The sequence below is a fragment of the Pseudoalteromonas sp. P1-11 genome, assembly GCF_001399995.1.
GTDB lineage: Bacteria > Pseudomonadota > Gammaproteobacteria > Enterobacterales > Alteromonadaceae > Pseudoalteromonas > Pseudoalteromonas atlantica.
Genome location: NZ_LJSP01000003.1, coordinates 342023 through 355167, shown reverse-complemented (window position 1 = coordinate 355167; position 13145 = coordinate 342023). Strand labels below are relative to the sequence as shown.

Below are 13145 nucleotides of genomic sequence, written 5' to 3'. Positions count from 1 at the left end.
CTTATGATTGTGCAAAACTATGTTATTATTGCCAAAAATAAAACAGGACAACACCGTGATAGTTTCTACGTATGCTGCGCTTTTAGCGTTTTATTATATTTACTTAAGTTTTAATGTGATCAAAGTGCGCCGCAGCGAACAAGTGTCGCTTGGCGATAACGGCAACCCTAAATTACAACGTGCTGTGCGTGCCCATGCTAATTTTATGGAATACGTACCCTTTGCGATTATTTTGCTTTTTTTAGCCGAATACCAAGGCCTCGCCAGTCATTATTGTAATATTTTAGGTGGCGCATTATTAATAGGGCGCGTTTTTCACAATTTAGGCATTGTTGAAAACAACCTTAAGTATCGCCAAATTGGTACCATTGCCACCTTTTTAGTGATGGCTATTAGTGCCTTTTTGTTGCTTGTAACACGCAATAGTTAGTAATAGCTGTTATGAGTAAAATATTTATAATAGGGCTTCCGCGTACAGGCACCACTAGTGTATGCCACGCTTTTTTAGAGTTTGGCATTGCCACGGCGCACACCGCGTACACCTCGTATTGTTTTGAAAACGCCACAGCCATAGCCGATACCCCTGTGTTTAATGACTACCGAGCATTAGATAGCCATTACCCCGGCGCTAAATTTATATATTTAGCGCGCGAAAAAACACCCTGGATTGCCTCAATTAGGCAATTGCTGCTGCGAATGCATACTAATTTAACGCGCCCAGACGGTGGTTTTAATATTCATATAAAGCGCTGTTACTTAACGACCTTTACTGACTTATCGATTGATAATATTAACCAAGATGATTATTTAGCAAAGTGCTACAACACACATTTAGCAAACGCGCGTGAGTATTTTAAGCATCGCAGTAACGACTACTTAGAAATTGATATAGCAAAGCCACAAAGTTTTGCCCTGCTTACTGCGTTTTTAGGCATTAAAAGCGAGCGCACCGACTTTGAAAAAATGAACATAGGCGGCAAAGTGACCGCATGGAACGATATTAAACACCCATTAAAAATTGACTCAACAGCAAAAGGGCGCATAGATAAGCATTTACCTTATATGCGTTAATTTTGCCCTGCGCGGCAAGATTTTTACTATTAAATACGCTAAAATCCCCGCATTATTTTTTAAGTAGTACAAAAAATGTTTGAATTAAAATACAACACCCCCTTTGAATGGACCGAAGCGGTTTTAGCCGACTTTAATACGTTTTTACAAGACCACGCTGCTGCTGAGAAAAAGGCATCGGGCATGGCTATTTCTATGCTGTCTCATTACCCAGACAAACGTAAACTGGTAAAAGCCATGACCGATTTAGCGCTTGAGGAGTTAATCCACTTTAAACAAGTGCTTAAACTGCTTATTGAACGCGATACTAATTTAGGTGATGACAAAAAAGATCCATACATAAAACAAATACGCGCTTTATTTAGACATGGCCGTGATGGATTTTTAATGGATAGATTACTGGTTGGCGGCGTTATTGAAGCCCGCGGCCACGAGCGCTTTTCATTGGTTGCTCAAGCATTACCAGAGGGTAAAGAAAAAGACTTTTATGTGGCGATTGCTAAATCAGAAGAAAAACATAAAAACTTATTTGTAGAGTTAGCGTACGAATACTTTGATAAAGAAGAAGTTGATATCCGTTTAGAAGAGCTACTAGTCGCTGAAGCTGAAATTTGTAAAAGCATTCCTTTTACTGCCGCACTGCATTAATACTTTTGGCACAAAGCACTGCTTTGTGCCTTCTCTCCTAACTTCATTTGCATTTTGCAAATCAAAATACTAAAGCCGTCTGTGCTTATATCTCCAATCATTTTAATTTATTGAATTTAAAGCTAAATATTTGCTGGTCTTAAACTTGCTCTGTTAAACCAACGCATACTTGAGGACGCGCATATGTTTAAAGCCATTATTTTTGTAATACTTTTTTTACCGTGCTGTGTATACGCCAAGCAAAGCAGTTTAAATTACATAGAAAACGCCAATGGCGATAGAGTAAAAAAAGTATCTCACTTAGTTAAGTGGACTCATACTCGCTTTGTATTTAACCGCGATATAGCACGTGTTGCACTAGGCCACGAAACCACACTCGATGTAAACGTAGTAAACGGACGCGAGCTGTTAATATTAGCTAAAAAGTTGGGCCGCACCTCTATGATGGTGTGGTATGACGACAACACATCAGAAACATTTTTACTAGGCGTGACCGAAGACTACAGTGTACTTGAAAATGCCCTTAACGATATTCACCCTAACTTAGCGCTCACCATCGCACCTGATAGACACGCGGTAGTACTACGCGGCGAAGTACCTACGCTTAATTATCGCCATGCAGCCCACGAAGCGGCAAAAAACTATTTATATGCAAGTAGCTCGCAATCGGCGCAACCTGTTATTACCTCTGCGCCTAACCAAGGAATGTTTAATTCTTTAGCGCAGCGTTTACAGGGCATGGGTAATTTAAACAATGGCTTAGCACAAAGCTCAAGTAAAGTAGCGATTATTAACCTTATTAAAGTTACGCAAGCGCCAAAGCCTAAGGAAGCGCGCATAGCGCAGGTGTTAAAATCGATGGGGGCTGACAAAGTAACTGTAAAACGTATTTCCGTTGATGAGTTATCAAACGATGATAACGATGTGTTTATGCTCAGCGGCACAGTTAAAAATCAAATTGAACTGGTGCGTTTGTTAAATACCATCAATAAATTATTTGAACCAGAGCAAGCAAGCCAAGCACCCACATCGGCACTAGATCCAAACGGGCTTATCAGTAGTGCAACGCAAAACGAAACAAGCGCTATTGAAGTACTCGCAAATGAGTCTGGCGGGTTATTAAATGGCGATTCAGGCCTGACTTTAAGCAATGTAAATTCAAACGTAGCGCGGGCAACTTTGCTTTCGGTGGCTAAAGGTAAAGTGCTCTCAAGCATTGAAGTTGAAGACTTACCTCAAGTGAGGGTGTCGGTGCAGCTTTATGAAGTTAATCAACGCCGCTTAAAGCAATGGCGTCCAGATATTAGTGTGCTTTCGAATGGGTATAACAACGAGCAAGGTTTATTTGGCCTAGAAGGCATGAATGCCCGTGAGTCTGGCTCAGCATCAATAGAAAACGCACTGCAATTAATTGGCGGACAATTAACAAATAACTTGCAGTTATCAACCTCGCAATTTGCCATTGATATGTTGTTTTCTTTGCTAGAGCAAGAGGGAATTTCAAGAACGCTTTCGCGACCTACACTTACCGTACTTGCAGGCGAAAGCGCGGTATTTAAAGTCGGCGGCGAAGTACCAGTACCTACAAGCTACAGCCCATCTGGCGTTACCAGCGGGCAACAAGGTAATAGCGGTTCAGTGTTTAGTGGTACTGAGTTTAAATCGTTCGGCGTTGAGCTCAATGTTCGTGCTTTAGTGGATGACAAAGACCGCATAACCCTTGATTTAAATCCGGTTATTTCATTGCCAGACACCACACTCACAGCAGAAATAGCACAAAGCACCGGCAGCAGTTTAAACAGCAGTGCATTTAATACGCGCAGCATGCAAACTTCTACCCGTTTACAAGACGGGCAACCTTTAATTATTGGTGGCTTAATTAGTACAGATAACAACGCCAGTCACGACTTTGTACCCGATGCAAACGGCGAGAGCCTGTTAGGTAAATTAAGCGAAACAACCAGTAAAAGCGAAAACAACCGCGAGTTGATTATTGTGGTTACACCTAATTTAGTCCGCGAGCCAGTTAATAATTTACGTGTGTGGCAAACAGTTGATTTAGATAGCCAAATGGCCAGTTTTATACAGGAGCAAGGGTTATGAAAATAATATATATCGTTATTTTACTGAGTATATCGGGCTGCGCCCATATAGATTATGCGCCCAGTGTAAACCCACATACTGCACTAAGTGATATTGTTACTAAGTATGCACTAAACAGCAGTGATTTAACTTGTGAAGGGGCAAGCGCGGTTAATTGTTTAACCTTAGTGCATGAGCTTAATCAGTTAATGCTTGAGCACCCAAACAATAAGGTTATTTTATCTGTATCAGCTTATGCGCTGTATAAAAGCGGACGTGCTAATCAGGCGCAATCGGTAATAAACAAGCTTCTTAATTTACCTAATCCGCCTTTAAACGCGCTATCTTTAGGTATTAACTTGGCTATTGAGCAAGGTAATTTAGCCAAAGCAAAACAAATTGCCCAATACGCTATTGATGAATTTGGTACTGAGGCTTCACCGTATTTACAAATGGCGTCTATTTATTATGCGCAAGGGCATTACGTTATTGCAGCTAACTATTTAGAGCTTGCCTATAAATTTGGCACGCAGAAAAGCCATTATTACTATCACAAAGGGCTAATAGCTGAGGCGACACCTGATAACGCATTGGCGTGTCATTATTATAATGAGGCAATAGGTTTTGATGCGCAGAACAGCCAAGCCACAGCGCGCTACGCGAAACTTTCGGTACTTGGTAATTGTGAAAGTTAAGGCCGCAAGGCCTTTTTATTTTATTAAACTGCGCACTCCTTAGTTAAACCCGCTCATAAAAAGTAAAAACAACGTACCTACCTAAACAATTAAAATAGCCTTACTCGGCGTTGTTTAAACCTATCTCGCTTTGCGAATACCCCCCATCTAATTGCTCACCACTATTACTTTTAAAAGCTTTGTATAAATGAGTTAACAGCTTGCCTTTTAATTAATCTCTGCTTGCGTTGTAACACACTTTAATAATGATTTGCAAAATGCGAATCATAACAAGGATAAGCAAAGCATATTTTAAATAATAAAAGCAACATACTGATTTTTAAAAACTTAATTAATGGCACGGTCCTCGCTATATATAAAGTGGGCATAAGCTCTAACACATTTAAGGTGATCATTATGAAAACTATGAAAAGCAACTTAAACGGTAAAAAACAACAAGGCTTTGTACTTACTTCTGAGCTAATTATTCTTTCAACTTCTATGGTGGCAGCGCTGGTAATTGGTTTATCAACCTTACGAGACTCTGTAACCAGCGAGCTTGAAGATGTAGCAGAAGCAATTGGCTCGTTAGATCAAAGCTATGTATTTGATGGCATGATCAACGGCGAAGGCACTGCAGAAATTTCAGGCTCTGGCTATGTTGATGCAGTAGATGTTTACGCAGGCGATGGTAGCTCGTTTACTTTTGTTGCCTCTGACTTTAGTGAAAGTGCTGCACTTATTAATGCAACGCCAAGCGGCGATGCTGCAACACGTACAGCAGCAGGTGGTTCACAAGGTAATTAAATTTATAACTACCTAAATCACACTGCCACAACCGTGTGGCAGTGAAATTTGTCAGGAGGAAATTATGAAAAGTAAAAATAATAAAGGGGCGACTACCGCTGCACTCACCTTACTTATCACCTCTGGCATGTTGGCCTCAGCGCTTGGCATCAGACAAGTAAACGAACAAGACTTAGTTACTGCCTGGGTGGTAAATAAAAATATGTCGGCGGGGCAAGTAGTGAGTGTGCACGACATTGCCCAAAAAGATGTAAACCCCAGTAACTATGCAAATATGGCGCTAAGTATACAAAACCCCCGCGCCTTTATTGGTAAGCAATTAGCCACTAATAAAATGGGTGAACAACCACTATTTGAAACAGATTTTATGCAGGTTAAAAGCCAAAATTTATCAGAGGCGATCCCCGCAGGCAGAGTGCTTTATACATTAAAATTAACCACTTTAGATATTCCATTATCGCGGGTGCACAAAGGCGACCGCTTAGATATTGTTGCTAAAACAAACCGGCTTGTAAGAACCGTTGCGCGTGATGTGCAGCTTATTGGCATTTCAAAGGGTCCTGGCAGTAAAGCGCAAAAAAATGGCGTGATGGACAGCCTAGCAAAAAAAGAGCCGGCAACCAGCGCGGGTGTGTCATTAGTGTTGGCTGTACTTCCTAAAGATGTGTATTCGTTAGCCGCAATTGATACCCAAGATAAGGTATCGATAATTGTGCACAGCGCTTATGACATTGAACAAGGTCGCTTACAAAATTTCTCCCAATTACAAACTAGCCGAACAATTCAAGTGGTTAAAGGCGTTAAAAACCAAGCTGTATATGTAGCTAAGTGAGGCGCTATGTTTAATTTATCAAGTAAACCAGAGTCTGTAGAAACCAATTTAAATACCTTTGAATCACTTAAAAAAACTCTCCACGATGCGGTAATTGAAGAATACGAGCAAGACCCAAGTGCTTTACTGAATGATGCGCTGCTTGAAAAAATATCTGCCCTTTGCAGTGATATTGACGAATTTGCACAATCATCATTTAACAGCCATCAACAAGCTCAAGTAGTACAAGCCGTTTACGACGAAATACAAGGTTTAGGGCCAATAGCGCAATTTATGCTGGATGACCAAGTAAGCGATATTTTAATTAACGATACGCAAAATATTTGGATAGATAAGCAAGGTAAATTGCTATGTACAGCCAGTAAATTTGACGATGAACGTCACTTACGTCGTTTTGTTGATAGATTACTTGATAGTTGCGCTCGACAAGTTAACGCTCTGAATCCCATTGTAGATGGCAAACTAAAAGATGGCAGCAGGGTACATATTGTAGTGCCACCTGCATGCACCAGTGCTGCTATTGTTTCGATTAGAAAATTTAACCACAAAAAAATTAACGATGATTTTTTAATCGACAATAAGTTTTTAAGCAAAAACTGCCTCACTTTTTTAAAAACCGCGGTGGCCTTAGGGGTTAATATTTTAGTGTGTGGAAATGCCGGCGCAGGCAAAACTACATTGTTAAATGTACTGGCTAATTCAATAAATACTAACGAGCGGGTAGTAACTATAGAAGAAAGTGCAGAGCTAAATTTGCACCATAATCATGTGGTGCAATTAGAGGCGCACGACACCAACAGCGATGGTAAAGGCGCCGTTACCCTGCGTGATTTAGTAAAAGCGGCACTAAGAATGCGCGCCGATAGAATACTTGTAGGCGAAGTACGCGCAGGTGAAGTAATAGACATGCTGCAAGCCATGAACTGCGGCCATCAAGGCTCAATGACCACTGTACATGCTAATAGTGCAAGCGATGCGGTTACCCGATTATCAACGCTAGTGCAATTACATAACGCGCAGCTAAGCGACACCCACACCAGCGCATTAATCGCATCAAGCATTCAGTTAATTGTGCATGTTTCTCGAAATACAAACGGTGTAAGAACCCTAAAAAGTATTGGCGAAATAAAGCGAGTAGACGCACGTGCGCAATACTCTGCGCTGTATAGCGTAAGCGATACCGAGCAAGTAAATGATAAGGCAATTAGTACCTCAAGCGTGGTGAGCTTTATGCAAAGCCAAGGTGCCAACGGAAATGAAATAAGTGCATTACTGCAACCGGCCAGGGAGCGTAATTATGAATAAGCTTGATTACTTACTGGCCATAGCAAGTGTTATGTCATTTACTTTAGCACTGAGTGTTTTTATAACACTTAAAGTAAAAACACACGCTGCAAATACTAAGCACGAGGTCGATGTACTTGAAGATAAAGACATTATCACAGTGTCACTGCGAGTACTTGGGATCAACATCAATAATGCTTTATTTATAAGCGTTGCTTGCTCGCTTGCCACCAGTACTTGGTATGTTGCACAGTACTTTTATCCTCAAGCAACTACAAGTGCATTAATCGTTTCTTTGGTTGTATTTATAACCTGCTTTATAGTGATTATTGATTTAGCACACTATAAATTAGCCAAGTTTGAGCACTTATTTTTGGAGTACATAGAAACCGTACAATCGTGTTTAAGTACTGGGCTTTCACTTGTTCAGGCTATGCAATTTGCTGACGAACACGCCGATAAATACATTAAACCCCAAAGTCATTTATTACTGCAGCGCTTAAATATGGGCAGTGATATACAAAGCTCGTTTGCCCCTTTGATTAAACGCTACAACTGCGAAACCGTGCGGTTATTTTCACATAGCATAATTACTCATACACAAAGCCAGTGCGATTTAACTGACATGCTTAAAAGTGTATGCAAAATGATGTCGTTAAGAACGCTAGATCGCCAGCAGCTCAAAGCTAAGCTTTCTGGTACTAAATACGCTGCGCTGTTTAGTGGCGTTTTACCCTACGCTTTAGTGCCTTTATTTAATTACACAGATCCAACCTGGTTCGATCCGCTGTTAAATAACCCCAATGGCATGGCCTTTATTACCGTTGCTGTGCTTTGCCAGTTATTTGGCTTTTTATGGCTTCGCCTAAGCTTGAGGGTAACGCTATGATAGACCTATTTTTATTTGTTGGCTTATTGGTGAGTATGGGGGCATTTATCCATATTCAAAAGCAGTCATTAAAGGCTGAGGTTCAGCAACCTATCAAAACCAATATAAATTGGTATCCATTAATTGTTATTTCAAAAAGCCAATTTAGACAAGCAGGGTATCAGTTAAATAAAATTTTATTGAGCATGTACTGCTTTAAAATGGCCGCCACATTTTGTGCTTATACTGCCATAGAGATCACTGGTTATGTATTAAGTACACCGCTTGTAGCCATTATTTGTTTTATTAGCTTTTTTGCACCTGATATGTGGTTTTTATTTAAAAAAGGCCAGCGTAAAGTACAAATAAACAATAGCTTAGAGTTTTTTTTAAGTGTGCTGTTAGTGTATATGCGCGCTGGCTTTTCGCTAGAGCGCGCATTTGCTTTAGCGGTTGATCACGGGTTAAGTAAAAAACACCCTTTATATAAAGAGCTTAAACTATTTTTGTTTGAGCTCAGTGCCGGTAAAGACCGCGAAACAGCCTTTAATTCGTTATATGACAGAACAGGGGTTTCGGGTTTAAAAAAATTAGCTAATTTAATGCTTATTGGCTCTAAGCTTGGCACCCCGTTAATACAGGCGGTTGAGTCACAATTAGAAAGCTTTGCGCTTAAAAAAAATATTTTATTAGCTAAAAAAGTAAATAAAAAAGCATTGCATACCACCTTTCCCATTATCTTAATTTGTTTTCCTATGTTTTTAGTACTGGTGTTTTTTCCTGCGGCGCTGCAGGTAATGAATGTACTAAAAATGCTGGTTGAAGTGCTATAGGAGCGCTCTATGAATAAACAATACCAACAGGGCTACATACTCACTATTGAGCTGATTTTAATTATTACCATTTTAATTATTGGCTCTATTGGTGGTGTTATTTTAGTGCGCGATGCACTTATTAAGCGCTATCACACAAAGGTAGATAACCAAATAACAGTGGTTGATGCTAATAACACCCCTTTGGGAATCGCCATTGGGTTTGATGAGCACCAGGCCCCTTTAATTTTTTACACAGACCGCCAAGCAAATGCAACATATCGCGCTTTAATTGGGATACGCGATGACACGAGAAGCCATTTATTACGATGCGCCTAATTGCCAAGGCAACCCGTGTATAAAAAGTTTAAGTGATGAGTTTTCAGATAGTCTAGGAGTTAGTAACACCGCTAATAGTGGCAATGTAAGTTATATCAATGCGCTACAGCAAGGCCCTAATTATGCCATTGGCCAATTAAGTAACTCCGTAATGGGGCAATTACTAAAAAGTACAGCATTAGCGTGCCCCGCAACAGGTGACGAGATTGTATCGCGCTATATGTCTCAAAAGGTAGTTACTGGTAACCCATGCGAAAGCTTTTCAATTGCTAAACAGCAAGCCGATAGTAGTTGCTTGGTTGGTGTAACTGCGCTTGGTAATCCGTTATTAGGCATAGACAGTCAGCAATTATCGCAGTCGTGCAATAGTTGCCAAACAGGGTATGAGCCGCAAGGCGATATTCTTGATTTATATTTGCCACAAGTTGAAGTGTTATTAGGAACCGCGCTTGATGCACTGTCGCTCATAGGTGTAGCAAGCAGTGTAGATGTAGAGCTAGGCAGTATTTGCTGCCCACAAGGTACGCAACTAGAAGAAGATGAAAATATAGTAGAAACACTGGTATTTACAATTTTAGAAACAACCTTTGAGCTGCTAGGTATCGATTTAATAAATAACGACATAATTATTCAAACGCTGGCCCTTATTGGCATAGAGCCTGGCGTAACTTACTGCGAGGCTTCGCTCAATTTAACTTCGGCAGAGCCGGTGTTAAATACACAAGGCGAACCTGCTTTAAATAACTTACTTCCGCCATTTAGAGTAAAACTTCCATCACATACAAGTGCTAACAGCACGCGTTGGATTTCTACACCGCCGAAAGGTGAAGGAGTGCGCCCATGAACAGCTCATATGCAAATAATATAAATGAATTTAACAACACACAAATAGATGAAATAAAACAAGAAATAACCGAAACGCTGACCCTAATGAAGCAGTTTTATGATGTTTCTATTGTTAAATTCGTTGATCATAATGCCTTGTATACGCAACAAATTATTAGCTGCGATGACCCATACAAAGCCGACAGTGAATTAAATAGCTTGGCACAATGCACACAAGAAAAACTCTACATAATTGAAGACACCTTATTTGACCCACTAACAAAAGGGCGCTGCCAACAGGTACGTTTTTACTCTCAATATCCCATTTATAATTTAGATAACAGCTTAATTGGCGTACTGATCATTGCCGATATTTCACCTAAAACACTTATAGGCTCTCAAAAAGAGCAATTTGTATCTTTTGCGCAATTACTGCAAACCCAGCTTAATAAGCATTTTACCCCAACTAAGACAATTAAACCGAGCGAGACAAAATCACTAAATCGATTTGTTCACTTATTTAGCTTAGCGCCGGTGGCCTTTTTAATTGCGCTGGTTATTTGCTCGTTCTCGGCTTTGCTTTTATATACGTTAGATAAAAAAGATAAAAAAAGTGCCTATGCCATACAAACTCAGCAGTTAAGGCAAACGCTGTTTGATGCATTAGAGCGCTTTGACAACCAAGCACTTTATATTACTCAAAAAGATAAAATTGTCGCAGGCTTTTTAAAAAGCCAACAAAGTTATACTCAGCAACAATTAAGTGATTTAGTAAAAACGCAGGTATCAAGCAGTTTAACGTATAAAGGTTTTGTTGTATTTGATAATGACTATAAACAACTTGCCATATGGTCTAAAAACAACTTTGATTTAGCAGCTTACGGCTTTACTAAGTGGCTAAACGCATTTTCAATGCGAGCAAATAAACAATCAGTAGAGGTATTTACTGTAGCCGATACAGCGTTTTTAATTTCAGAAATAAACATGGGTAATAGCGCTATTTATACACTCACAGCCTTTGATTTAAGTAAGTTTTTAAATGCCATTATAGGTAAGCTAAATACGCAGAATTATAATTTATTTATATCAACCCCTCAGTTTATATTAGGAAGTAGGGGGGAGCTAAATGTTAAAACTATCCCTAACAGCATAAGCGCAGCAAGTAGCCGTTTTCCTGCTACGTGGCGCTTGCATGTGCAACCCATTAAACCGATAACGCCTGCTAATGTATCTAGGTTCGACTTATTTAAACTGGCATTAATTAGCTTAGCTATATTTGCATTTGTTTATTATTTTTTACGTTTACCAAGGCGCTTACATGACGAAATTAAACAAAAAAATACCCTTATACTTAATAGAGAATCGTTGTTTTCAAGCTCGCTTGATGCGCTGCCGCATGGCTTTGCCATTTTTAATAGTAACGAATTTCCGGTAATAACTAACCAGGCATTTAATGAATTGTTTTCTCATGTTATTCAAAACAATAAGCAATTAAGTTACAGTCAAATAATGAGTATATCTCAACAGAATAATAATATTACGCATTATCAAGAGCATAATAAATTAGCTAATGAACATAGCCAATTAATAGATATCGGCTTTAGCGATGGCCGCTGGATCACCGTTGTGCAAGGGCATACCGACTTTGGTGGCTTTGTTTGTTACTTTAGAGATGAAACACAAGCGCATCAAAAAGAGTTATTACTTGCCCAAGTAGTAGAAAAATCTAAGCAAGCTAACCAGCTCAAAGATAAATTTGTAGCACGCTTAGCAATGCAATTAAAAGCGCCACTTAGTTCACTGCAATCTATAGTAGAGCTTAATTATAAAAACAGTAAAGCCAATTTTAGCAATGAGTTAGAAAATGCATGCACACAGTTAAGTTGTGTTGTGCAGCAGTTGGTTAATATAAATAAAACCGATACCGGTAAATTAAAGCTTAAAATGAGCGCTATTAATTTAGCTGACTTACTTAAAAATACGGCCGATATTCTTAATAAAGACTCTGATGATAAAAATATAATTATTAATAACAATGTGCCCATAGATAAAGGCATAAGCAGTGATGAAAAACTGATTATGCAATTAATTATTCAGCTGGCTAGTGAGCTTATAGAAAGTACACATCAAGGTAAATTGTCGTTAAATTCTGAGCTAATTAACGAGCAAGGTAAACATTATTTGTCGCTGGGTTTTTCTATAAATAACTTAGCAAATCAGGGGAGTTTTTATAGTCAGTTACAAATGGTATGCAAACAACAGTCTTTTGAAAGTGATATTAATTTTGATGCTACATTAGAGCTGCGGTTTTTTCTCTCAATTTTTAAAATGCTCGGCGGTAAAAATATTACTGTGCACGAGCGCGGTAAAACAACATCTATTAATTTATCGTTATTAGTTAACACGGTAGAATTGTTGCCCGTAAGTGCAAACAAGCAAGAGTCTATTACTGAAACTACAACGCATACAGAATTTAACAACACCAAATCGTTGTTATTAGTTGATGATGAACCGCTCGTAGAAATGGTTATTAAAGCCATGCTGAAAGATGAAAACGTAGCAATAGATTATGCAAGCAATGCAATAGAAGCTATGTTGATGGTGTCGCAAAATAATTACGATATTATTTTAATGGATATTGTTATGCCAGAACTCTCGGGCACTGACGCGATGCTTAAAATAAAAAAACATAACGCAGACAAGCAGACCAAAATTATTGCCCACACTTCAGATTCTGACACAAATAGTAATGCTAAGTATGTTGAGCTTGGGTTTGACGACATGCTTGAAAAACCAGTAAAGCAGCAAGTATTAATTAATAAAATTAAGCATTTGCTAAGCTAGGCCAAATTAAACAATATAAAACTGTAAAATACACAGGGCCTATTATTTTTAATAGGCCC

At 39.1% G+C, this 13145-nt stretch carries 13 protein-coding genes; all 13 read left to right on the top strand.

The features are described from left to right. Positions 1-55 precede the first annotated feature (55 nt). The 13 genes from AN390_RS07295 to AN390_RS19785 all read left to right on the top strand — a co-directional run bounded on the left by AN390_RS07295 (position 56) and on the right by AN390_RS19785 (position 13086). Entirely contained in the window at positions 56-430 is a 375-nt protein-coding gene (locus AN390_RS07295; protein ID WP_055253816.1) for an MAPEG family protein, read from the top strand. Positions 431-441: 11 nt separating this feature from the next. After that, the gene (locus AN390_RS07290) at positions 442-1071 is read left to right on the top strand and encodes a sulfotransferase (RefSeq protein ID WP_055253581.1); all 630 of its coding nucleotides are present in this window, start codon (positions 442-444) and stop codon (positions 1069-1071) included. 75 nt (positions 1072-1146) lie between these two features. Then, a complete protein-coding gene (locus AN390_RS07285; RefSeq protein ID WP_055253579.1) occupies positions 1147-1719 on the top strand; it encodes a tRNA-(ms[2]io[6]A)-hydroxylase in 573 nt (190 codons plus the stop codon). Positions 1720-1902: 183 nt separating this feature from the next. Then, the gene (locus AN390_RS07280; RefSeq protein WP_055253577.1) at positions 1903-3822 is read left to right on the top strand and encodes a pilus assembly protein N-terminal domain-containing protein; all 1920 of its coding nucleotides are present in this window, start codon (positions 1903-1905) and stop codon (positions 3820-3822) included. Beyond that, complete coding sequence (locus tag AN390_RS07275) at positions 3819-4496, top strand: lipopolysaccharide assembly protein LapB (RefSeq protein WP_055253575.1); 678 nt, start codon at positions 3819-3821, stop codon at positions 4494-4496. Before AN390_RS07280 ends, AN390_RS07275 begins: the two co-directional genes overlap by 4 nt. Positions 4497-4892: 396 nt before the next feature. Beyond that, a complete protein-coding gene (locus tag AN390_RS07270; RefSeq protein ID WP_055253573.1) occupies positions 4893-5282 on the top strand; it encodes a hypothetical protein in 390 nt (129 codons plus the stop codon). 64 nt (positions 5283-5346) lie between these two features. Beyond that, a complete protein-coding gene (locus AN390_RS07265; protein ID WP_054982510.1) occupies positions 5347-6114 on the top strand; it encodes a hypothetical protein in 768 nt (255 codons plus the stop codon). A 6-nt stretch (positions 6115-6120) separates the two neighbouring features. Then, positions 6121-7419: a CpaF family protein gene (locus tag AN390_RS07260; protein ID WP_055253571.1), complete on the top strand. Its 1299-nt coding sequence runs from the start codon at positions 6121-6123 to the stop codon at positions 7417-7419. Beyond that, on the top strand, positions 7412-8287 hold the full coding sequence (locus AN390_RS07255) for a type II secretion system F family protein (RefSeq protein ID WP_055253569.1): 876 nt from the start codon (positions 7412-7414) through the stop codon (positions 8285-8287). Before AN390_RS07260 ends, AN390_RS07255 begins: the two co-directional genes overlap by 8 nt. Then, positions 8284-9099 carry a type II secretion system F family protein gene (locus AN390_RS07250; protein WP_055253567.1) on the top strand — a complete coding sequence of 272 codons (816 nt, stop codon included), beginning with the start codon at positions 8284-8286 and terminating at the stop codon, positions 9097-9099. The genes AN390_RS07255 and AN390_RS07250 overlap by 4 nt, the downstream gene beginning before the upstream one ends. A 9-nt stretch (positions 9100-9108) precedes the next feature. Next, positions 9109-9417, top strand: a complete 309-nt coding sequence (locus AN390_RS19870; protein ID WP_236695083.1) for a hypothetical protein — start codon at positions 9109-9111, stop codon at positions 9415-9417. After that, a complete protein-coding gene (locus tag AN390_RS07245; RefSeq protein ID WP_236695082.1) occupies positions 9383-10261 on the top strand; it encodes a hypothetical protein in 879 nt (292 codons plus the stop codon). Before AN390_RS19870 ends, AN390_RS07245 begins: the two co-directional genes overlap by 35 nt. After that, entirely contained in the window at positions 10258-13086 is a 2829-nt protein-coding gene (locus tag AN390_RS19785) for a response regulator (RefSeq protein ID WP_055253565.1), read from the top strand. Before AN390_RS07245 ends, AN390_RS19785 begins: the two co-directional genes overlap by 4 nt. Positions 13087-13145 lie beyond the last annotated feature (59 nt).